The following is a 22,111-nucleotide window of genomic DNA, read 5'->3' as shown; positions in this document are numbered from 1 at the left end:
CGATCCTGGCCCTGGCCAGACGCCGTCTGAACGTGCTCTGGGCCCTCATCCGCGACGGCCGCACCTTCGACATCCACCCACCCAGACCCGCCGCCATCGCAGCGTGAGCCGACACTCACAAACCCTCAACCCAACTTGACAACATCATTGGGAGTCTCCTTGCTTGGTAGATGGGGCGGTGACCCGTGAATTCGGTGGCCTGACCGCTTGCGGTTACTGCGTCGCGGTGGCCAGTGCCGCGCGGATGGCGTCCTCGCCGGCCGGTTGGCCCTTTTCGTCCGAGGTCGGCCCGTACGGAGTCGCCCACACCGGCGTGCCCGTCGCCTGCCGCCACCCATCGGCCAGCGACCCCGCGTCCACCACGCCGTAACCGATGGAGTCGATGAACTCGGTCACCGCAGACTTCGCCCGTGCCGAGTCCCCCGCAATCGGCAGGTACGAGCGGTCGCCCGCCCCCTCCGCGCGGCCCAGTGACAGCAGGTGCTTGAAGAAGATGTTGTTGAACGCCTTCACGACCACCGCGTCCGGGATGTAGCGCTGCAGCAGTTCGCTCGAGGTCAGCGACAAGCTGTCGAGTTCGGGGATGTGCCCGTCACGCTCGGGGCCGTAGTTGCAGGTGTCGATGACCGTCTTCCCGGCCAGTGGCGCGGCGGGTACTTCGGGGAACGCCTTGACCGGCACCGTGACCACGACGATGTCACCGGCCGCCGCGGCCTCCGTACTCGTCGCCGCGGACGCCCGCGGCCCCAGCTCTGCGACCGTGTCCTCGAGCGTTTCGGGACCGCGCGAGTTGCTGAGCAGGACATGGTGTCCGGCCTCGATGGCAAGCCGCGCGACGGCACTGCCGAGCTGTCCACTGCCGATGAATCCCACAGTCGTCATATTCAACCTTCATTGTTGAAGAGTCGCGCTATTTGTCGTGCGCCGGGCGCGTTGCGATCCGGCTCCCCTGCCGTCAGCTGCCGGGGAAGTAGTGTCCGTTGTCCAGGTCGGCGACCAGGCCGGGCTCGACGGGTTCCCACCCGAGGACGCGGCGGGTGATGAGGTTGGACGACGGGTAGCTCTGCGTGACAACATTCGCGAGGAACCCGAAGTATCCCGGCAGCATCAGTTCGTCCAGGGGAATGCTTACGGCGGGCAGGCCCAGGCGGCTGCCGATCGCCTCGGCGATCTCGCGGAACGGAATGCCCTCGTCCTGAACCGCGTGCCAGTGTTTGCCGGCCGGGCCCTTCTCCAGCGCCAGGCGGAACAGGGAGGCGAGATCGCGGACATGCACGGCGTTCCACAGGTTCGCGCCGTCGCCCGGGTAACCGGCGAAGCCCTTCTCCTTCGCGAGCGCGATCAGGGTGGGGAGGAAGCCGGCACGATCGGTCGTTCCGTGCGCGATATTGGCAATCCGTACGACCGACGACCGTACTCCGCGCTCGGCGAGATCGAGGACGGCGGTTTCCACGACGTTGCGAACCCGCAGGGTTCCCTTGTGCTCATCGCCGACGGGTAGGGCGGGGTCGTTCTCGGTGGCCGGCCGGCCCAGCTGCCCGGACGAGCCAATGCTCCCCGCCGCGACCAGCGGCTTTCCGGTGCCCGCGAGCGCCTCGCCGTACGCGAGCATCACCGGGAGTTCCGCCGCGGACACCGCGTCCATCCCGCCGAACGGAAGCAGGTCTTGCCGATGCGCGACGTGAATGACGCCGTCGGAATCCGCCGCCGCCTCCATGAGACCGTCGAGATCCTCGAGGTCGCCGCGGCGCACCTTGGCGCCGGCAGCGGACAGCGCCGCCGCGGCCGTGTCCGACCGGGCCAGGCCAGTGACCTCGTGCCCGGCGGCGATGAGCTCGGGAATGATGTACGAACCGGAATGGCCGGTCCCGCCAGTAACAAAAACGCGCATTACTACTCCTGATGAAAGCCGGTGGATTGCTCTTCGTGCGCCGTAGATCGGCTCAGTTGATGCGACGCGACAAGATTCAGATGCGCTCAGTCGAGAACGTCGACGCCGAGGGCGATGTTGAACCCCGCACCGTGGCCGGCCAGCCCCATGATCAGCAGGCCGGCGCCCTCGAGCCAGTGCGCCATCTCCAGGCCGCCGACGTCCCGCGGCCGCAAGCCGAGGCTCTCAATGAAGGCCGACACGCTCGCCTTGGCCCGATCGTCGTCGCCGGCAAAGAGCACATCCAGCGGGCGGCCCAGGGCCAGAACGTGGCCGAAGACGGTGTTGAACGCCTTCACAACGTGCGCGCTCTCCGGCAATGCCCTGGCGATCTCCTGCGCTCCTGAACTGCCCGGAGGGGTGACCAGCCCAGTGGCGTCGGCGGCGAAGGTGTTGGAGATGTCGATGACGACCTTGCCGGCCAGTGCATCCCCGTACTGGGCGACGACTGCCACGGCGCTGGCGTACGGCACCGCCAGGATCACGATGTCGCCGGCAGGGGCCGTGCCGAATGTCCCCGTCGTAGCCCTGCCGCCGAGCGCGGCAGCCAGCTCCTTGGCCTTGGTCGCGTCGCGGCCGATGACCTCGACGGCGTTGCCGCCCTCGACCGCACGGGTGCCGATGGCGCGGGCGTAGGTCCCGACACCGATGATGCTGATGCTGCTCATGGCTGACTCTCTTTCCCTGGTTCGAATCGAAGTTTCCGCGGCCGAGGCAGAACGGCCCCCGGCCTCATGTCCGGCCGTTTGATCAGGCGCCGTCGATCAGCAGCTCAGAATCGAACAATTGAGCGGGCTAACCGGAGCACTAGTCCATTTATACGGGGCAGTGCTCCGCTTTGCAAGCCCGGCAAGCCGGCCGGAGTGGCCTGCACCAACGCTCAGGCGGATCGCCGTACTGACGGAGCTGAATCAACTCCTGGCTGTAGAAGACCTGGCCATCGTCCTGGACCGAAACCGGCCGTCGATCGAGCGGCGGGAGGCACCCGACGCCAACCGGTTGACTTCGGCGATTCCGGTCGAGCTGACCGCCAACCTGGGCGACGTCGTCGGTGACGCGAACTTCGGTGAGCAACTCCAGGCCCGGCTCGACGAGGCGCACGCGTGCTGGCAGAGCGGTGCGCCCACGGCCGCGGTCATCATGCTCGGCAGCCTGCTCGAAGGCGTGCTCTACGACTTCTTCGTCCATCACCCCCTCGATGACCGGCCGCCCCGAGACCACTTCGAGACGATGATCAACAAGGCGCGCGAGCAAGGCTGGATCTCCAGGGACGTCGCCGACTACGCCCACGTACTGCGCAACCACCGCAACCTCGTGCACCCGAAGCGGCAACTGACCGACGACTACCGCCCGGACCCGGACACCGTCCGCATCGCGTGGAACGTGGTGGTGGCAGCCCTGAACGATCTCGCCGGCGCAGCAGCCTCATTGCGGGGGCGTCTCCTGGCCGCGATAGCTGTGTTGATCTGGTCGCATTCATCGTGTTGATCTGGCCGGGTCATCTGTGGCGATCTGGTCGCATCAGAGGTAGCGAGTTCGCCGAGTACGTCGGTGAAGTCGCGTGTGCCGCTGACCAGCTCAAGGGGGCGGAGCGACGTACAGCAGGATAGACGTGACGCCGGATTGACGGAGCGCGGTGAGTTGGTGGCGACACTCAGCCGGTGAGCCGTGGATCCACAGTCCGTCGACTACGTGCTCGGGCGGGGCTCGACCGGCGACCGACTGGTTGTCTGTATCCAAGGTCTGCCTGGACGCCGTCAGCGTGTCGCCGCGGCCGAGCCAGCCGTGGAAACGCGAGGGGTATGGCGGCTGGCTGAGGATCCAGCCCGAGAAGAGCCGGCGCGCGCTCCGGGCGTGGCGGACGAAGCCGCCCACCTCACTGCAGCGTTCCAATTGGCCGGTTACCGCACCGTGATCGGAACGCTGTGCAGTCTACGAAGTCGCTACCCCGGCCTCCCCAGCCGATGGGCTGCCCACATCCACCTCGGCAGATGACAGCCGCCGACGACATCGACCGCAGGTGGGCGACAAGCCTCCGATGGCGGAACCGGGTGTGGCGGCCCCGAGCGCGGTCAGCAGCGCGAACGCATAGGTAAACGATCGATTAACATTCAGTAACCAAAAGGTGGCGCAGATGCGGCACGAAAACGGTCACAGGGGCTTCCCTGTGGAGGTCGAACGTTCCAGAATGTCTGTCGGTTGTGCTACACACGGTCATCAGCGAAGGGGACGAAGGTGACCAAAATTCTTGTCATCGACAACGAGCCGGATCTGATCCGGTTCGTCCGGCGGGCCTTCGAGGCAGAGGGGTATCAGGTACTCAGCGCTACCGACGGTCTGGAGGGACTCCGGCTCGCGCTGGAACAGCGACCGGCGCTGATCGTGCTCGACCTCGTGATGCCGGGCATGCACGGCGAAGCTGTGCTCTCGGCGCTGCTCGCCCAAGATCCGGGCTATCGAGTCCTGGTCCTTTCGGCGACGGCGGATGTTCAGCTCCGGATCAGCTGCCTCGAGCAAGGTGCGGTCGACTTCCTCGCGAAGCCGTTCGCGATCCGGGAGCTGATCGCCCGGGCCCGGGGCCGGCTCTGCGAGGACGCCACCAGTCGGCGGAAGAACGTGCTCCGTGTCGGAGACATGGTGCTGGACCTGGAAGCCCGGCAGCTCCTGGTAGACGGCCGGCCCACGGTGCTGGCGAAGCGTGAGTTCCTCTTGCTGCGGCACCTGATGCGAAACCCCGATGTCGTCTGTTCCCGGCAGGAGTTGCTGTCGGAGGTCTGGGGTTACGACTTCGATCCGTCGACGAACGTCGTCGACGTCTGCGTCGGCAGGCTCCGGTCCAAACTCCGGCCTGATCTCATCGTGACGGTGCGAAATGTCGGCTATCAGCTCCAAACCGCCTGACGTGTTGTCAACCCGCTTCGGCGATCTCCGGTCCCGGCGGCAGCTGGGCTTCGTGATCGACATCGCAGTGGGGGTGTTCGTCGTCTGCATGATGGGGCTGATGTTCGCGTTGCCCGGCCATGAGGCCGGTCCGTTCCACATCATGTTCCTGGCCGTCGCGATCGCCTACGGGTACCGGATCTGGCCGGTGATCCCGACAATCTCCGCGACCGTCGCGATCACCCTGCTGGGCGGTTGGTTGATGATCATTCATGCCTCGGAGGGACGGCTGCCGAGCCCCGAGCTGGCCGAGATTCCACTGATGCCGCTGCTACTTCTGGTGATGGTCTGGCATGCCCGCCGGCGGATGACCGCGGTCGAGCAACTGAGGGCGATGGCCGGCCGGCAGCTCGACGCGGTCGATCGGGAACGCGAGTTCTTCCGCGATGCGTCGCACGCCATCCGGACTCCGGTGACGATCGCCCGCGGCCATCTGGAACTCGTCGCCGCCGAGCCGCTGGACGACGAGGTTCGGTCCGACGTCTCGGTCGCGATGCTCCAACTCGAGCGGATGTCTTCCCTCTCGAATCGGCTGCTGGCGGTGGCGCATCTCGACTCGGGCGGAGCTCTGTCCAAACAGCCGACCGATCTGGGCGAGCTCATCGACGAACTGGCGGCCAACTGGTCCGCGAACTCGGATCGGGTCTGGCGCATCCGCTCTTTCCCCACCGGCGTGATCAGAGCAGATCCGGAGTGGATCGCGATGACGCTCGACGCCCTCATCGAGAATGCCGTGAACTTCACGCCGGTCGGTGGCGTGATCAGACTGCAGTGTGTCCGGTCCGGTGACCGCTGCATCGTCGAAGTCGGCGACTCGGGTCAGGGGATCGAACCGGACGACCTGCCCCATGTCTTCGATCGGTTCTGGCACCGAAAGCCGCCGTACGGTGCGATGGGAACCGGTCTCGGACTCTCGATGGCGAGGTCCGCCGCGATCGCTCACGGCGGTGCACTCTCCGTCCGCAACGATCCCGAGGGGGGCGCCGTTTTCACGCTGGAGCTCCCCGCGACCTGACCACTCGATGACAGCGACGTCATCTTCCTTGCACCGTGGCACGGCCTCACGCCACCCTGCAGGGGGGAACATGCTGCGTACGTCGACAACTGGCTCGGATGCGCCCCACATCGCACCGGGCGCCGGGCCGACCGCGGCCAACGACACCCCCTCGTCGTGACCGCACCCCAAAGATCGGCCGGCCCCCGACGTACGCAGCCCGTTCTCATCCGCACGGCGTGCCGGTTTACGTCGAATGCGCGATGCGCCGCGGACACTGTCCGGCCACACTGAAGGTATGAAGCTCCTGGGGAGAGCAGCGGGCATCATCGCGCTCACCGCTGCCGCGTTGGCCTGTCCACTCGTCGCACGAGCTGCGACGACGACGCTGTACGTCGACAAGACCGCGAACGGCTGCTCCGACTCAGGGCCGGGTACGGCGACTACGCCGTACTGCACCGTTGTCAAAGGCGTCAGCAAACTCGCAGCCGGCTTCACGCTGTACATCGGCGACGGAAGCTACAGCGAGACCATCAAGCCTGCGGTGTCCGGAACGGCGGGCGCGACGATCACGATCACCGCGTGGCCCGGCCGGCACCCGATCCTCACGCCGGCCAGCTACGGCGCGAACATCTCGTCCCGCTCCTACATCACGCTGTCCGCCCTGACCTTCGCCGGCACTCGCTACGACGGTGTCTATGTGTCCGGCAGTCACGACATCACCGTCAGCGGCAACACTGTGAGCGGTGCCGGCCAACAGGCCTCGGGTAAGACGGCGTACGGGATCAGCATCCGCGGATCCAGCACGTCGGTCGTCAGCAGCAACAATGTGCACAACAACAACGGCACCGGCATCCTGGTCAGCTCCGGCTCCACCGGGATCCTCGTCACCGGGAACTCGGCCAGCTTCAACGCCGAAGGATTCCGCCGCAATGCCAACGGAATCAACGTGATCAGCCCCGGCAACACGATCCTGCGGAACGTCACGCACGACAACGAGGACTCGGGCATCCAGTTCTACACAGGTGGCAACGACAACCTGGCGGCGCTGAACGTCACCTACAACAACGGCGATCACGGCATCGACGACCTCAACGTCACCGGCGGCCGGCTGATCGGCAACACCGTCTACCGCAACTGCACGACCGGCATCAACGTCGAGGGCACGTCCGGCAACTACCAGGTGATGAACAACGTGGCTGTCGACAACGCGGTCTATCCCGCGTACAACGGCATCTCCTGCGCCCGGCGGGCCGGCAACATCGGAATCTGGGACTCGGCTCCGTCGTCGACGACGGTGGATCACAACCTCGTCTGGCTGACCAAGGCCGGCAAGATGTACGCGTTCGGCACGACGTACACCTCGCTCGCCGCGATGCAGGCGGCAACACATCAGGAAGCACATGGCGTGCAGGCCGACCCCCGCTTTGTGGCGGCCGCCTCGTGGAACCTGCGGCTTGCGGCCGGTTCCCCGGCCATCGACCGAGGCAACTCGGGGGTCTCCGGAGCGCAGTCCAGCGACATCGAGGGACAGGCCCGCGTCGATGATCCGGCCACCAGCAATGCGTTCGCGGAGGGCCCACGGCGGTACGACGATCTCGGCGCCTACGAATATCAGCCCTGATCACGGTCGGTCATCAATCGACGGCGGACTTTGCTGAACAGAAGATGACGTGAAAATGACCGAATCATGACGTATCGGTCGGACCCCTGCCTCTTTTGCCTGGTCGCGGCCTCTACTGGACCCCTGAGACCGAGACGCGTGCGCCTGGGGGGCTCGAACGGGGAGACAACGGCGGTGTGACCGTCCGTGGTCGTCGAAGGGCTTGGTGAACGTGGGCCGCGGTGGGCGGCCTGGCTCGGTGGGGACCTGAGGGGGGTCACCAATGAGTGCTGTCGACACGTCGCCCGAGATGGGTGAGTTTGCCGGCGGATCGCAACATCTTTCGCGTCTGTGCCACGACCTGCGGCAGTACGTTGCCGCGGGTCTGGTCCTGTCCGAGCCGTCTGCGGACCGGATCGACGACGCCGGGATTGGCCGGCTGAGTCTGATCCATCAGCAGTTCGCGGCCATCGCCGAACTGCTGGATGTCGAGCAGGAACCCGCCCAGCGGATCGGCGGAGTCAATCTGACACAGCTCGCCGGCGAGTGCGCCGAGGTGGTCCGCGTCACCTACTGCGCGCCGGTGGTCTTCGAGCGAGCGGCACGCATTGTGGTGTCCGGTGACAAGACTTTGTTGCGGAGGGCCATCGGAAATCTGCTCGACAACGCGTGTCGCGCGGCCGGCAGTTCGGGACAGGTGGTGATCCGCGTCGGCTCGACGGACAGCGAGGCGTACGTCGAGGTGTCCGACGACGGCCCCGGGTTCGGTGCTGTCACCTCAGGAACGGGCCACGGCCTGTCCGTCGTGGCCGCGGCTGCGCGTGCCTGTGACGGCCGGCTCGAGATTGCCAGTGCGCCGGCAATCGGAACCATGGTTCGGCTTTGCTTCGCGACCGGATATCGCGCGGTGAGGTCGGCATGAGGCTGGCGATCTGTGCCGACCAGTGGCTGTTCGCATCGGTCCTCGCCGCCGCCTTCGACGGCCAAGGGTACGACGTCCTCCTCACCACCGACGATCCGCGGGAGCTCCTCGACGCGGCCGGCCGGCTGGATCCCGATCTGTGCGTGGTCGACGCTGCGCCGGGGACGGCCGAGTCGTTGCACGACCGCTGCCCCGGGACAGCCATCGTCTTGCTGACCGACGTACAGGACGAAGAGGCTTGGGATTCCTACGACGCTGGGATCGCGGATGGTGTGGTCAGCAAGGCGTGCCGCCTCGGGACGGTGTCGGAGGCAATCACCAGGGTTGCCCGAGGTCACCGGGTCGCGGAAGGCCGGCCGGCCGCGGACCGCCGCAGGCAGCACGTTGTCGATCCGCTGACCACCAGACAGCTGGAAGTACTCCGCCTCGTCGTGCGCGGTCTCTCCACCGAGCAGATCGCGACGGAGCTCGGCGTCAGCAGACACACCGTCCGGACGCACGTTCAGCAGGTACTGCGCAAACTCGGTGTGCATGGTCGCGGCAAGATCGCTCGCGCTGCTGCCGCCGCCGGTCTGGTCGACATCCGCGACCTCGCCGAGGGCGGGAACCGGTGAAGAGCGGAGTCGCTGTCCTCCTCGTTGATGATCATCGCGTCTTCTCCGAAGCACTCGCAGGGCTCCTCGCTGCCGAGCCAGGAATCGAGCGGGTCAGCACGGCTTCGACCCTCGATACGGCTCGCGCGCTGATCGGAGCTGATCGGCCCGATGTGGTGCTGGTGGATCTGGGACTGGCCGAGGAGTCGGGCTACGACCTCCTCGCCGACCTGGCGGCCATGCCGGACGCACCCGAGGCGATCGTGCTGTCCGGCAGCACGGAGCCACGGCTGATCGTGCAGGCGCTCGAAGCAGGCGCCCGCGGCTGGCTGACGAAGACCACCCAACTGAGGGCTCTGGTCACAGCGCTCTGGCAGGTCCTCGACGGCCATCTGTACCTCGCGCCGGCGATGCTGCAACCGGTCCTGGATCACCTCATGAACGATCTGCACCGGCAGCGCACAGCGGTAGGCCTGGTGGACCAGCTGACGCCACGCGAACTCGAAGTTTTGCGCTGTCTGGTCTCCGGAATGAACAGAGCCGAGGTCGCCGAACACCTCTTCGTGTCCACGAACACAGTGCGGACGCACATCCAAAGTCTGCTGCGCCGAACCGAGCAGCACTCCGCGCTCGCACTGGTCGCCTTCGCGCGGCTACACGGTGTGGCAGGGATCGACGAGACCGGGACGTCCGCACTCGCCAAGGGATCCGAATCATCTTCTTGACGTAGGCGTTCTCATCCCGTCGTCGGGCGCGGGCTGCGGTCACGGCCCCGTAGCGTCGAGGGACATCAGGGGGCTCTGAGGGGGGCATCGGGATGACGACCCGGATCAACGCTGTGCCGTGCGCTGCACGAGCAGAAGACATCGCCGTGCCGTTCGCGGACTGTCACATCACCGAAGAAGCACAGGCGGCCGCCCTGCGCGTCCTGCGGTCCGGCTGGGTAACGACCGGTCGTGAGGTCGCGACCTTCGAGGCCGAGTTCGCGACGGTCGTCGGCGCGGAGTACGGCGTCGGCGTTTCGTCGTGCACACACGGGATCGAGCTCGCGTTACGATCGCTCGACCTGCCGCCCGGCTCGCTCGTGCTGAGTTCGACCATGACGTTCTGCGGCGCTGTCCAGGCGATCATTCACGCCGGACACCAGCCAGTACTCGTCGACGTGGATCCGAAGACCGGGATGCCGACGCCAGACACCGTGCGAACCGCCGTGCGTGAGTTCGGCCCGCCCGCTGCCTTGACCGTTGTGCACTGGGCCGGCGACGTCGCCGACGTACCTGGACTGGCAGCGGCCGCCGAGGTGTCGCTCGACCGGGTGGTCGTCGATGCCGCGCATGCGCTCGGGACATATACCGGCAGCACTCCGATCGGATCAGGCTGCGCCGCGACGTGTTTCAGCTTCTACGCCACGAAGAACCTGCCACTCGGCGAGGGCGGCATGATCACCACCGACGACCCGACCCGTGCGGAGTGGTTGCGCCGAGCCCGGTTGCACGGCATGACGGCCGACGCCTGGCGTCGCTATCTCCCCGGTGGAAGCTGGCGCTACAACGTCGCCGAAGCGGGCATCAAGGCCAACATGACCGACATCCAGGCCGCGATGGGCCGCGCGCAGCTCGGGCACCTCTCGTCCTGGCAGCGTCGGCGCACGCAGATCGCCGCGCGGTACGACGAACAACTGGACGGCCTCCCCGGCATCCGGCTACCGCACCGCCCCGACGCCCGGGATGGCAGGCACGCCTGGCACCTGTACCCGATCCGGCTGCAGCTCAACGGCGGGATCGATCGGGACGAGGTCATCGCCGCGCTCTCCGAGCGCGCGATCGGCACCTCGGTGCACTTCGTCCCGGTCCATCGGCTCGCCTACTTCAGCCAGGCAGCACTGATCCCGTCGATCGGGCTGCTCGGGGCGGACACGTTGTTCGACCAACTGCTGTCCCTGCCGATCTATCCCCGGTTGACCGACGACCAGGTCGACGCCGTCTGCGCGGCGCTCGCCGACATCGCTCACCAGGGCATCACCGGAAAGGGAACGGAATGAGCCAGCCTGTGCTGCTACACGACAGCGAGAAGAGCCGGTTGCGGACCATCGTGGTCGGGGCCGGTGAGGCCGGCATTGCGCTGGCCCGCGACCTGCACCGGGTCAGCTCGTTCGGGCTGCAGCCGGTCGGGTTCCTCGACGACGACCCGGCCAAGCACGGCCGCAGGTACGGCGGACGCCGGGTCCTGGGCGCTCTGGCCGACCTCGAGAAGGTGCTCGAGCACAACCGGGCCGATGTCGTCGTGGTCGCCATACCGTCGATGCCGTCGCACGAGGTGAGGGAACTCGGGCTCCGCGCCGCCGCCCTGGGCGCGACCGTACTGCACCTGCCGCCGTTCCTGTCCGCGTTGCAGCGGCAGATCGCCGGGACCGACATGCGTGCCCTGCAAGTCGGGCCGCTGATCGGGCGCCCCGAGATGCACGTCGTCAGCCGCAACGCCCGGGAGACCATCGCCGGCAAGCGAGTCCTCGTCACCGGAGCCGGCGGCTCCATCGGCAGCGAGCTCTGCCGGCAGGTGTACGGGTTCGGTCCTGAGCAGCTCGTCATGCTGGACCACGACGAGTCCAATCTGCATCGCACTCAGCTCGAGCTCTGGGGCGAGGCGCTGCTGGACACCGAGAACACCGTCGTCGCGGACATCCGTGACACCGAGCGGATCTTCCAGCTGTTCCGCGACTACCGGCCGCAGATCGTGTTCCACGCCGCCGCACTCAAGCACCTCCCGGTCCTGGAACGCCATCCCTGCGAGGGCGTGAAGTCGAACGTCCGCGGCACCCAGAACCTCGTCGAGGCTGCTGTCGCCCACGACGTCGAACGGTTCGTGCTGATCTCGACCGACAAGGCCGCGAACCCGACCTCGGTGCTCGGGGCAACCAAGCGTCTGGCCGAGCTGGTCCTGGACTCGCAGCAACCTGCCTCCACGGTGTTGACCGCAGTGCGGTTCGGCAACGTGCTGGGCAGCCGCGGTTCACTGCTGCACGTGGTCCGGGACCAGCTGGCCAGCGGTTCGCCCGTCACGGTGACCCATCCCGACGTCAGCCGGTTCTTCATGACGATCGAGGAAGCCGTCGGCCTGGTCCTGGAGGCGCTCCGGATGTCCGACGGCTCCGCGACGTACGTCCTCGACATGGGCGAACCGGTCCGGATCGTCGACTTGGTCCACAACTTCGCGAACGTGCTGAACATCCGCGAGGTCGACTTCAAGTACACCGGCCTGCGGCCCGGGGAGAAGCTTCACGAGGAACTGTTCGGCGCGGGCGAGGAGGCCTTGCCGACCGATCATCCGCGGATCTCGATGACCCGGCCGCCACGGGCGGCCGCCGGCTTCCGTGCCGGGCTGCGCGAGCTGTACGACGCCGCCGCGCACAACCGCCCGGACGAGGTGTTCCGGCACCTTCGCCGGCTCGTGCCCGAGTACAGCCCGACGCCAGGGCTGGTCTCCGCCGGATCGCCGTACCCCGATGACTTCTGACCATCATCTCTTCGACGACTGCGAGTACAAGCATGACCACTGAGGCTCGGCCACCACTGGACGTCCGCGTCCTCGACGGAACCGTCACATCCCCGACGGTCTTCGATGACAGCACACTGCTCCCCGCAGACCGGGCAACGATCTCCGCGCTCGGACATCGCGTCGAGGGCGCGGACCTGGCCGCTCCACCGGTCGTCCTACCGGACTTCCATCACAAGTCCAAGATGGAACTGCCGTCGAGCGTCGCGGTCGCCACCAACGGTACGATCCGCCCGGATCTGACCAGCTCTTCGGTGAACTGCGGGATGGCGCTGATCGCCGTCGACTCCGAAGTACCGGACGACAAGGCCGTCGACGTGTTCATGCGCGCGGTCCGCGAGCGCTACCCGTACCCGACGCGCGGCACCGCCGAGCTGAGCCGCACGGAAGTCGTCAAGGCCGTCCGGGACGGCTCCGAGTTCAGCGTGGATCGCTGGGGCGCGCCGTCGGAGGACCTCGAGCGGATCGAGGAGGGCGGCCGGATCGACCTCGAGCGGTACGGCGGGATGGACCGGCTGCGCTCCGAGCTCCCGGGGATCGCCTTCCAGCTGGCCCGGTACCGGTTCGGGACCATTGGACCCTCCAATCATTTCGTGGAACTGCAACGCGTCGAGGAGATTCTCGATCCCGAGCGCGCGGGCAAGCTCGGCGTCACCAAGGGACAACTGACGATCCAGTACCACGGCGGTGGCGGGGTGTTCACCGGTGAGATCGGCCGGTTGTTCTTCCGCCGCAAGGACTACCCGGCGCAGATCAAGGCCGTGAACGCCGCACTGAAGCCGTGGTTCCACCTTCGTTCGGCGCGATCCTTCGCCCAGCTCAAGGCGCGGCTCGGCCTGTACTTCACCGCCGGCTGCACTCCCCTGCCACTGGCGAGCGACGAGGGTCAGCGGCTGATGCTCGCGACCGCGGCGGCGATGAACTACGGCTTCGCTTTCCGGACCGCGACGTACGCCGTTCTCCGCCGGATCGCTGCCGACTCCTTCGGCGGCGCCACCGGTCGGCTGGTCGTGGACTCGCCACACAACAGCATCTACGAGGAGCCCGTGGGCAACCGGACCGGCATCATCCATCGGCACAACTCGTGCCGAGCCTTCCCGGCCTCGATGATGACGCCGGGGACGACGTTCGCCGACACCGGGCAGGCTGTCCTGCTGCCCGGCACCCACCGAACGTCCAGCTATCTGGCCGTGGCCGGTGACAGGGCGGCCACCAGCCTGTACTCCGCCTGTCACGGGGCCGGCACCGTGGTGTCCGATCTGATCGCACGCGGTGTCTCCGGCGACGACCCACTGAAACGGAAGACCCGTCGCTATCGGTACGCCGACGGCGCACCCACCGACGCCCATCACTTCGACGACCGCGGCGTCAACGCGGCCCTCGACGTCCTCATCCGCAACGGCCTGGTCAGGCCGGTCGCGCGGATGCGGCCCATCGCGGTTCTGCACTGATGTTTCGACGAGCGGGAGAAATCATGACCAAGCGGCTACGGAGCCTGGCGGCCTGGACGGTCATGCTCACGGCCGCTCCCCTACTGCTGGTCGTCACCAGCAGCCCGGCGTCTGCCGTCGGCACCGGCTACTGGGTCAACAACACGGTCGCCTGCAGCGACACCGGCGCCGGGACCCAGGCCGCGCCGTTCTGCACGATCAGCAAGGGCACCACGAAGGCGATCAATCCCGGTGACACCGTGCACGTTTCTCCCGGCACCTATCGCGAGCAGATCACCGTCAACGCGTCCGGCACCGCCACCGATCCGATCACCGTGAGCGGCGACGCGCCGGGCGTGATCGTGCTCGGAACCCGAGTGCTGAGTGGCGCCGCACTGTGGACAGCGACCAGCACCACCGCGTGGAGCACGCCGTACGCACCGCCATCGGCGCCACGTCAGGTCTTCATCGACGGTAACCGCCTGGCCGCCGCGGCGTCGGCCACCACGACGACGCCGAACAGCTGGTTCTACGACGCGACCGCCAAGGTCCTGTACGTCGACATCGGCGGCGCCAACCCGGGCGCCGGGCACGAGGTCGAAGCCGGCGCACAGTCGTTCGGCGTCACCACGACGAGCCGGCAGAACGTTGTCATCAGCAACCTGCAGTTCGTCCGGCCGAACCTGGCCGGTGTTCGGTTGCTGACCTCGTCCGCGATCACAGTCGACCACGTCACCGCCTCGCAGTCCGCGAGCAACGGCGTACTGGTCGACACCTGCCCGAACAGCGCGATCACCATTCGCGCCGCTGCTGTGGACAACTCGCTGTCCACGGGCATCCGCCTGTCCGCGTCGAGCGGCGTCACCGTGGCCGGATCGACCAGTCATCACAACGGCCTGCACGGTATCGGTCTGGCCAACGCGACGAACAACCTGATCACCGGCAACACGACGTACGCGAACGTCTCGGTGAACCCGAACGCCACGGCCAACGGTGTCGACGTCGACACCAGCTCACCGGACAACACAGTGAGCGGCAACATCGCGTATCAGAACCAGGACAGCGGCGTCCAGATCTACAGCGGCAGCCACCGCGCCCGGGTCGTCCGCAACCTCTCGTACGGCAACGGCGACCATGGTTTCGACACCCTGTCCTCGACCGGCGTGCAGTACCTGAACAACACGGCGTACGGGAACCGGCGTGACGGCATCTCGATCGAGGGCAACTCGACCGGCGCCACCACGGCCAACAACCTCCTGGTCGACAACGGCACCACTGCCTCCGAGTACGACCTGTACGTCGACGCCGGCTCGTACTCCGGCCTGGTCGCGGACTACGACACCGCCTACAACCACGTCAGCGCGTCCTCGAACAAGGTCAACGGGATCGTCTACAAGACGCTGGAGGCGTTCACGACCGCGACCGGTCAAGAGAGCCACGGTCAGTCCGTGGATCCCGACTTCGCCGACGCCGGCTCCGCGGACTTCCGGCTCACCGGTGGATCTGCTGCGGTCGACTCCGCCAACTCCGGCGTCACCGGTTTCCTCGCCACCGACCAGGCGGGCAACTCGCTCGCCGACGACCCGATCACTCCCGACACCGGTACCGGCAGCCCGACGTACGCCGACCGTGGCGCCCTGGAGTTCCAGCCGGTCGCGGGTGTGACCGACTACGCCCCGCACGCCGCCCTCAGCCTCAACCCAGCCGCGGTGAGTTTCCCACCGGCGGCTCCGGTGACAGCCGACGCGAGCGGCTCGAGCGACAACGACACGGCCGGCATCGCGTCGTACACCTTCGACTTCGGCGACGGCACCGTCGTCGGGCCGCAGCCTGCAGCGACCGCGACGCACTCGTACGCCGCAGCGGGAACGTACGCCGTGACCGTGACCGTCACCGACAGCGCGGGAATGACCGACACCGCCACCGCGCAGGAGGTCGTCAGCACCCGCACCCTGCAGACCTACTCGGTCGAGCAGACCGACCCGGCCTGCAGCGACACCGGACCCGGCAGCACCACCACGCCGTTCTGCACGATCGGCGCGGCGACCAAGAAGGCACTCGCCGGTGACACCATCCTGGTAGGACCAGGGCAGTATCGCGAGCAGGTCCAGATCACTGCCAGCGGTCAGCCTGGCGCCCCGATCACTCTGCGCGCCACTTCGCCGTCGGCGGTCATCGTCGGCTCGGACGACGTCTCTGACCCGGTCGGCTGGACCACGACCACGACGACCGCCTGGAAGCACGCCTTCACGCCCGTGCCGGCACAGGTGTTCCTGGACGGCCAACCGTTGACGAAGGCAACCAGCGCCACAACGACCAGCAGCGGCACCTGGTTCTACGACGTGCCGACGGCCACTCTGTACGTCGACACCGGCGGCACGAACCCAGCCTCCGGCCACACGGTCGCGGCGGGCGCACGGGGCTTCGGCATCCTCCTCCGCCAGGTCAGTGACGTCACGGTGACCGGCTTCGCAGTGCGCCAGACCAACCTGAGCGGCGTCTACCTGGACCGGATCCAGCGCGTCGCGCTGAGCACACTCGACATCGCCCAGGCCGGTGCGCAAGGTGTCACGGTCGACGGGTCGGCCAACGCCACCCTCGGCGGCATCCAGGCCGCGTCGAACCTGTCGATCGGTGTCCGCTTCTTCAACTCGACCGACAGCCAACTGAGCGCCTCGATCACCCACGACAACAACTTCCACGGCGTCAGCGTCCAGGGCAGCACCAGGGTCACGGTCACCGGCGTCACGGCGTACCGCAACAAGCGGCTCGGCAGCAGGGTTGCGACCGGCATCGACGTCTCCTCCGCGTCCCAGCAGGTCGTCGTCGACGGCAAACCTGCCTACGGCAACGACGACTCCGGCGTCGAGGCCTACACCGGCTCGACCGGTACGACGATCCGCCGCAACGTGATCTACGACAACGGCGACCACGGCATCGACAACTCCAGCGCGCCGGGATCGATCGTGGTCTCGAACACCGTCGTCGGCAACGCCACCGCCGGAATCAACTTCGAGGGCGGCTCGAGCGGCGGCACCAGCCGGAACAACGTCGCGATGGACAACGCGGTAGGCAGCACCCGGACGATCGGCGAGATCCGCGTCGACGAGACGTCCAGCCCGGGCATCACGATGGACCGCGACCTGGTGTTCCAGACCGCCGTCAACGGTCCGCTGTTCGAGTGGGCGTCGAAGCCTTACACGACGCTGGCCTCGTTCCGGACCGTCAGCGGTCAGGAGCCGGCCGGTAAGTCGGTCAACCCGCGTTTCGTGGCGCTGACCACTCGCGACCTGCATGTGACCAGCACGTCACCGGCCATCGACGCAGCAGACACCGCGACCGCGGGCTGGACCGCGGTGAACCGCGACGGTACTGCGCCGGCCGACCACCCGGCGATCGCCGACACCGGCGTCGGTCCGATCACCTTCGCCGACCTCGGAGCCTTCGAATACACCGGTCCGGCGATCGCGGTGACGGCTACTCCGGCCGGCGGGTTCGCACCGCTGGATGTGACGATCGATGCGTCGCACAGCGCAGGTCTGGGTGCGCCACTCACGACGTACCGGATCACCTGCGGCAACGGCACGGTGCTGAACCAGTCCAGCGGAGTCTGTCACTACACAGCCGCCGGGACATTCACGCCGAGCGCGGCCGTGCCGGATGCCTCCGGACTCAGTGACAGCTGGACAGGCGCACCGATCGTCGTGCAGGCGAACGGCAAGCCGACGGCGCGGATCACCGCAACACCGACGCAGGCCTACCGGCCGCAGCAAGTGGTGCTGAACGCATCGACCTCGTCCGACGCCGACGGCCGGCCGCTGGCCGGCTACAGCTTCGACTGCGGCAACGGGCACACCTCCGGCGCGATCACCACACCGACGACAACCTGCGACTACCCGAACGCCGGCACGTTCACCGCGGCGGTCACGGTCACAGACGCCGGCCGCCTGACCAGCAAGGCCACGGTGCAGGTCAAGATCCTGGCCGATGTGGCTCCGACCGCAAAGCTGACGATCTCGAAGTCGGGCCTCCGGCGCGGCCAGTCGCTCACCGCCGACGCGTCCGGTTCGACCAGCGTCGACAAGTCGCCGATCGCGAAGTACCAGTTCAACTGCGGCACGGGTGCGGCCAAGCCGCCCCAGACCACTCCGACCACCACCTGCACCTACAGCTCGATCGGTCTGTACATCGTCAAGGTGACCGTGACCGACACTGTCGGCCTGTCCAGCTCCGCCATCAAGAAAGTGCTGGTCACGCTGTGATGCACAGCAACGGACGAAGGGCGCATCCATGACGATCGAAGAGATGTTCCGCCGGATCGTGCGAGCCCACCTGGGGATCATCCTCGTGTGCATGCTGCTTCCGGTCGCCGGCGCGGCGATGCTGGCCGCGCGCCGGCCGGATCCGACCACTGCCTCCATCCGCCTGCAGGTCGTAGCCGGCGCACCGAAATCTGCGACCGAGGCGGAAGGTATGAACAGCCGGGTGCTTGCCGTGGCGACCACACCCAGCCTGCTCGGCGTGGCGCTGATGGCGGCCAACGCGCAGCGCGATGTCGAGACCTACGCGACGACCAACATCTCGGCGCAGCGCCTCGGCGAGTCGTCGATCGTCGAGCTCACCGTCACCGATGACGATCCGCTCGCCGCGGGACCGATCGTGACCCAGCTCGCGACCCGGGTCGTCCTGTTCATGAACCAAGGCGACCAGGAGTCGTTCGACGACACCATGACCAGCCTGTCCGGCCAGATCGCGAAAGCCACCAACCAGCGGGACAAGCTGGTCACACAGCTCCGCGGGATCGCCGACATCACCGCACGGGCGGACCTGGGCGTACAGATCCAGTCCGCCAACCTGCTGATCGGCCAGCTGAGCAGCCAGCGCGCGTCGCTCGTCGCGAACGCCGCGACGCGTGACCACGTGGTGATGGTCAGCAACAAGCCGGACATCCGGCAGGTCAAGACGTCGATGCTGCCGCAACTGGCGTTGGCTCTGCTGCTCGGACTCGTCCTCGGACTGACTCTCGCGACAGTCATCGAGACGTTCCGTCCGCGGGTGAACAGCCTCCGCGCGCTCGCCCGTCTGTTGCAGGCGCCCGTGCTCGGCAAGGCGACGGAGGACGTCGAGTCGCTCCGCAACACCATGGCACTGGCGGCGCGTCGGCAAGGTGTCGACGCCGTCGTCCTGATGGGCGCCGACGAGGGTGATGCCGAGACGGTGAGCAAGCTGCTGTTCGCGTTCTCAGGTCGAGCACACGCGCCGCAGCGGCTCAAAAAGCCGGCCGGTGCCGACAACGACGACCGGGGGTTCGACCTCGAGGAAACCGGTCTGGTCGGGTTCGCCGACGTCCGCTTCACCGGCTTGTCCGCCGTGACACCCGAGGACGAGATGACGGCCGGCGTGGTCGTGGTGTCGTCCGGCTCTGTGTTGCTGCGCCGACTCGACGATCTCGACGACGTGCTGAAAGCGGTTCGCTGGCCGGTGCTGGGTATCGTCCAGGGACCCGCCAAGCGGCGGTTCGGCAGGCTCGTGTGAGTACCGGTATGAGTACGGCGCAATTGCACACGGCCGGTCAGCGCGTGGCTGCCCACGGCGCGAACACGGTCGTACGGTCGCTTGTCGCCATGGCCGGAGGACCTGAGCGATCCGGTCTCGCGACGGCTGACCTACCGAACGTCGTCCTGTCGGTCGAGGACACCCGCCGACCGTTCAACACCCACGGAGCGGAGGTCGTCACTCGACGCGCGTGGGCAGTCGACCCCCACGAGGTCGTGCTGGAGAACGTCGGCGGGTCGGGCTTCGACCAGCGATGGACGATCGACGAGGACGGGCTCAGCGTCACCAGTCGCTGGCGGCCGTCGTACCAGGAATCCGTCGCAGCGAAGCTGCTGCCGGCCAGGCACCGCGCGTTGAGCAGTCAAGTGTTGCTGCACTACCCGGCGCTGTGGTTCGCGGGCCTTCAAGGCTTCGCGCCCTTGCATGTGTCGGTCGTCGAGGTCGGCGGGGTCGCCGTGCTGCTGGCCGGACCAGGAGGCGTCGGCAAGTCGACCCTGGTTGCGCGGGCGCTGGCCGACGGCGCCCGGGCTACATGCGACAACCTCGCAGCGTGCGATGGTTCGACGGCCTACGGAGTCGCCGAGCCACTTCGGCTGGTGGCGAACAGCGGCAGACGGGCAGCCCATGGCCGCCGCGAGCAGGCCTGGGCACAGCGGGTCCGTTCCCTTACGCCCGAGCTCGTCGTCGTACTGCGGCGTGGAACGCAAGCGGCGCCCGAGCTTCGGGAGCTGAGCCCGGCTCAGGCGGCCCGTGGAATCGCCGCCGGCACGTATGCCGCTGGTGAACTACGCCGGTTCTGGTCGATCGCCTCGATCGTGGCGTCGGCGACCGGCTGCGGTCCGATCCATGCACCGATCGACGTAGTCGCCGCGGGCTTCGCGAACCGCCTGCCCTGCCTGGAGCTTCGGCTCGCCAAGGAGCCGGGCGCCGGCCTCACCGACCTGCTGAGGCGCCCGCTGGCCGCCGTACGCACCGGCAGGACCGGCTGATGGCCGGCGACGGGCGGATCGAGGTCGCCCAGATCGTGACCCGGTTCATCGCCGGCGCGGGCGGGGTGGCCTTGCGGGGCGTGCTGCCGCTCGATCCCGCGCGCTACCGGATCACCATCATCACCGGACAGGGCGGACCGCTGACCGACCGAGCGACGGACGCCGGTCTGCGGGTCGTGATCGAACCTTCGCTGGTCTCACCGCTCGCACCGAACGACGACCGGCGGGCACTACGCCTGCTGACCGAGCTCTGCCGAGACGGCGGGTACGACGTCGTACACACGCACAGCGCGAAGGCGGGGGCCCTCGGACGACTGGCCGCGCACCGGGCGGGAGTGCCACGCATCGTGCACACCTACCACGGCTTTCCCTTCCACGAGTTCCAGAATCCACTCCGCCGGGCAGCGTACGTCGCCATCGAACGACGGCTCGCCCGGATCACCGACAGCGTGCTGGCGATCGGCAGCGGCGTTGCCACCGAGGCACTGCGGCGCGGACTGGCCACACCGAGCACCTTGCGCACCATCACGCCGGTGGTCGAGTCCGTCACCGTGCCGCGCACCGAGAGCTCGCGAGCGGCTGCCCGCGCCGAACTCGGGATCACCCCGGAGACGCCGCTGATCGGCACCGTCGGGCGGATCGACTACCAGAAGGCGCCCGAGCACTTCATCGCAGCCATCGCCGCGCTCCGCCATACCGGCGCCGTCGCGGTATGGATCGGCTCCGGTCCCGGTGCCCGCGCTGCGAACGAGCTGGTACGGCGGGCCGGTCTGTCGGAACGCTTCGTCTTCGCCGGCGAACGATCCGACGTCCCCCAACTCCTGCCGGCCTTCGACGTGTTCGCGATGGCGAGCCGGTACGAGGGTCTCCCCTGTGCTGTCGTCGAGGCGATGCGCTGTGGCATCCCGGTGGTGGCGACCGCGGTCAACTCGGTACCTGATCTGGTCATCCCCGGTGAGAGCGGCGTCCTGGTTCCGCCGGGTCGTCCGCGGCTACTGGCCGAAGCGATCGACGACTTGCTCGACGATCGCGCGAAGGCAGAACGGATGGCCCGTCGAGGTCAGGACGGCGCCGGCACCACGTACGACGCCGAGAGTCTGGCCGAGGTCCTCGATCAGGTGTACTCCGCAACTCGGTCCACCCACCTGGTTGCCCCGTGAGCAGCGCCGAGCCCGTCGGTCGACTCCAGCGGCCCACCTCGCCCTGGTTGCAGCTGTGTCCACCCGGAACGGTTGAGATCGACATCCGATCCGGGCCGGTCGACGAAGACCAACTCTCCACCGACCATCCAGTCGTGCTGATGGATCAGCGGCCGCTCAGCCGCCGACGCCTTCGGCATGTGGCGCACGAACTCGGCGTCGTGGTGGAGCGGGAGTTCATCGTGCTGCCGACCCTTGGCCGACCCATGGTCGTCATCGACGACGTCGAGGAGGCAATTCGGCACTTCTGGACCGCGGTGGCAACTGTGCCGCCTGGCCTGGCGTTGACCGCCGTACCCGCGTCTGCCCTGCTCGGTGTGGCCCGGCGTGCGCCGTGGCTCTGGACCGGCGCGATCGCACCGGCCCGCGTCGTCGTCGGGAGGCGACCATGACCGAAGCTCCC

18 protein-coding genes are annotated in these 22,111 nt (G+C 67.7%); 15 read left to right on the top strand and 3 right to left on the bottom strand.

Going from position 1 to position 22,111, the window contains the following annotated elements; all coding sequences use genetic code 11:
• Positions 1–213 precede the first annotated feature (213 nt).
• From AC0662_RS18360 to AC0662_RS18350, 3 genes are all read right to left on the bottom strand, one after another.
• Entirely contained in the window at positions 214–882 is a 669-nt protein-coding gene (locus AC0662_RS18360) for an NADPH-dependent F420 reductase (RefSeq protein ID WP_478301909.1), read from the bottom strand.
• A gap of 73 nt (positions 883–955) precedes the next feature.
• Positions 956–1,891, bottom strand: coding sequence for an SDR family oxidoreductase (locus AC0662_RS18355; protein ID WP_452195469.1), 936 nt, complete (start codon positions 1,889–1,891; stop codon positions 956–958).
• A gap of 86 nt (positions 1,892–1,977) precedes the next feature.
• The gene (locus AC0662_RS18350; RefSeq protein ID WP_452195467.1) at positions 1,978–2,598 is read right to left on the bottom strand and encodes an NADPH-dependent F420 reductase; all 621 of its coding nucleotides are present in this window, start codon (positions 2,596–2,598) and stop codon (positions 1,978–1,980) included.
• A 160-nt stretch (positions 2,599–2,758) separates the two neighbouring features.
• Between AC0662_RS18350 and AC0662_RS18345 the strand changes: the two genes are divergently transcribed.
• The 15 genes from AC0662_RS18345 to AC0662_RS18275 all read left to right on the top strand — a co-directional run bounded on the left by AC0662_RS18345 (position 2,759) and on the right by AC0662_RS18275 (position 22,100).
• Entirely contained in the window at positions 2,759–3,418 is a 660-nt protein-coding gene (locus AC0662_RS18345; protein WP_478301906.1) for a DUF4145 domain-containing protein, read from the top strand.
• Between the two features lie 747 nt (positions 3,419–4,165).
• The gene (locus tag AC0662_RS18340) at positions 4,166–4,831 is read left to right on the top strand and encodes a response regulator transcription factor (RefSeq protein WP_478301904.1); all 666 of its coding nucleotides are present in this window, start codon (positions 4,166–4,168) and stop codon (positions 4,829–4,831) included.
• A 52-nt stretch (positions 4,832–4,883) separates the two neighbouring features.
• Complete coding sequence (locus AC0662_RS18335) at positions 4,884–5,885, top strand: sensor histidine kinase (protein WP_478301902.1); 1,002 nt, start codon at positions 4,884–4,886, stop codon at positions 5,883–5,885.
• 277 nt (positions 5,886–6,162) lie between these two features.
• Complete coding sequence (locus AC0662_RS18330; RefSeq protein ID WP_478301900.1) at positions 6,163–7,488, top strand: right-handed parallel beta-helix repeat-containing protein; 1,326 nt, start codon at positions 6,163–6,165, stop codon at positions 7,486–7,488.
• Positions 7,489–7,750: 262 nt separating this feature from the next.
• Positions 7,751–8,389 carry a sensor histidine kinase gene (locus AC0662_RS18325; RefSeq protein WP_478301898.1) on the top strand — a complete coding sequence of 213 codons (639 nt, stop codon included), beginning with the start codon at positions 7,751–7,753 and terminating at the stop codon, positions 8,387–8,389.
• Positions 8,386–9,003, top strand: coding sequence for a LuxR C-terminal-related transcriptional regulator (locus AC0662_RS18320; protein WP_478301896.1), 618 nt, complete (start codon positions 8,386–8,388; stop codon positions 9,001–9,003). Before AC0662_RS18325 ends, AC0662_RS18320 begins: the two co-directional genes overlap by 4 nt.
• Positions 9,000–9,707 carry a response regulator transcription factor gene (locus tag AC0662_RS18315; RefSeq protein ID WP_478301894.1) on the top strand — a complete coding sequence of 236 codons (708 nt, stop codon included), beginning with the start codon at positions 9,000–9,002 and terminating at the stop codon, positions 9,705–9,707. Before AC0662_RS18320 ends, AC0662_RS18315 begins: the two co-directional genes overlap by 4 nt.
• 92 nt (positions 9,708–9,799) lie before the next feature.
• Positions 9,800–11,023 carry a DegT/DnrJ/EryC1/StrS family aminotransferase gene (locus tag AC0662_RS18310; protein ID WP_478301892.1) on the top strand — a complete coding sequence of 408 codons (1,224 nt, stop codon included), beginning with the start codon at positions 9,800–9,802 and terminating at the stop codon, positions 11,021–11,023.
• Complete coding sequence (locus tag AC0662_RS18305; protein WP_478301890.1) at positions 11,020–12,495, top strand: polysaccharide biosynthesis protein; 1,476 nt, start codon at positions 11,020–11,022, stop codon at positions 12,493–12,495. The genes AC0662_RS18310 and AC0662_RS18305 overlap by 4 nt, the downstream gene beginning before the upstream one ends.
• Positions 12,496–12,527: 32 nt before the next feature.
• Positions 12,528–13,985, top strand: coding sequence for an RtcB family protein (locus AC0662_RS18300; protein ID WP_478301888.1), 1,458 nt, complete (start codon positions 12,528–12,530; stop codon positions 13,983–13,985).
• A 23-nt stretch (positions 13,986–14,008) separates the two neighbouring features.
• Entirely contained in the window at positions 14,009–18,226 is a 4,218-nt protein-coding gene (locus AC0662_RS18295; RefSeq protein WP_478301886.1) for a right-handed parallel beta-helix repeat-containing protein, read from the top strand.
• Positions 18,227–18,254: 28 nt separating this feature from the next.
• Entirely contained in the window at positions 18,255–19,499 is a 1,245-nt protein-coding gene (locus AC0662_RS18290) for a hypothetical protein (RefSeq protein ID WP_478301884.1), read from the top strand.
• Positions 19,500–19,507: 8 nt separating this feature from the next.
• Positions 19,508–20,509 (top strand): hypothetical protein, encoded by a 1,002-nt coding sequence (locus tag AC0662_RS18285; protein ID WP_478301882.1) that lies wholly within the window; start codon positions 19,508–19,510, stop codon positions 20,507–20,509.
• Positions 20,509–21,669 (top strand): glycosyltransferase, encoded by a 1,161-nt coding sequence (locus AC0662_RS18280; RefSeq protein ID WP_478301880.1) that lies wholly within the window; start codon positions 20,509–20,511, stop codon positions 21,667–21,669. Before AC0662_RS18285 ends, AC0662_RS18280 begins: the two co-directional genes overlap by 1 nt.
• Positions 21,670–21,809: 140 nt before the next feature.
• Complete coding sequence (locus tag AC0662_RS18275) at positions 21,810–22,100, top strand: hypothetical protein (RefSeq protein ID WP_478301878.1); 291 nt, start codon at positions 21,810–21,812, stop codon at positions 22,098–22,100.
• Positions 22,101–22,111 lie beyond the last annotated feature (11 nt).

This window comes from Kribbella sp. NPDC043289 (genome assembly GCF_056436705.1).
This window is presented reverse-complemented; position numbering and strand designations above follow the sequence as displayed.

What these genes read in the sequence shown, in the direction of transcription:
- AC0662_RS18360 (WP_478301909.1), bottom strand. Translation starts at nt 882, where the DNA reads ATGACGACTGTGGGATTCATCGGCAGTGGACAGCTCGGCAGTGCCGTC.
- AC0662_RS18355 (WP_452195469.1), bottom strand. Translation starts at nt 1,891, where the DNA reads ATGCGCGTTTTTGTTACTGGCGGGACCGGCCATTCCGGTTCGTACATC.
- AC0662_RS18350 (WP_452195467.1), bottom strand. Translation starts at nt 2,598, where the DNA reads ATGAGCAGCATCAGCATCATCGGTGTCGGGACCTACGCCCGCGCCATC.
- AC0662_RS18330 (WP_478301900.1), top strand. Translation starts at nt 6,163, where the DNA reads ATGAAGCTCCTGGGGAGAGCAGCGGGCATCATCGCGCTCACCGCTGCC.
- AC0662_RS18325 (WP_478301898.1), top strand. Translation starts at nt 7,751, where the DNA reads ATGAGTGCTGTCGACACGTCGCCCGAGATGGGTGAGTTTGCCGGCGGA.
- AC0662_RS18320 (WP_478301896.1), top strand. Translation starts at nt 8,386, where the DNA reads ATGAGGCTGGCGATCTGTGCCGACCAGTGGCTGTTCGCATCGGTCCTC.
- AC0662_RS18310 (WP_478301892.1), top strand. Translation starts at nt 9,800, where the DNA reads ATGACGACCCGGATCAACGCTGTGCCGTGCGCTGCACGAGCAGAAGAC.
- AC0662_RS18305 (WP_478301890.1), top strand. Translation starts at nt 11,020, where the DNA reads ATGAGCCAGCCTGTGCTGCTACACGACAGCGAGAAGAGCCGGTTGCGG.
- AC0662_RS18300 (WP_478301888.1), top strand. Translation starts at nt 12,528, where the DNA reads ATGACCACTGAGGCTCGGCCACCACTGGACGTCCGCGTCCTCGACGGA.
- AC0662_RS18295 (WP_478301886.1), top strand. Translation starts at nt 14,009, where the DNA reads ATGACCAAGCGGCTACGGAGCCTGGCGGCCTGGACGGTCATGCTCACG.
- AC0662_RS18290 (WP_478301884.1), top strand. Translation starts at nt 18,255, where the DNA reads ATGACGATCGAAGAGATGTTCCGCCGGATCGTGCGAGCCCACCTGGGG.
- AC0662_RS18285 (WP_478301882.1), top strand. Translation starts at nt 19,508, where the DNA reads ATGAGTACGGCGCAATTGCACACGGCCGGTCAGCGCGTGGCTGCCCAC.
- AC0662_RS18280 (WP_478301880.1), top strand. Translation starts at nt 20,509, where the DNA reads ATGGCCGGCGACGGGCGGATCGAGGTCGCCCAGATCGTGACCCGGTTC.
- AC0662_RS18275 (WP_478301878.1), top strand. Translation starts at nt 21,810, where the DNA reads ATGGATCAGCGGCCGCTCAGCCGCCGACGCCTTCGGCATGTGGCGCAC.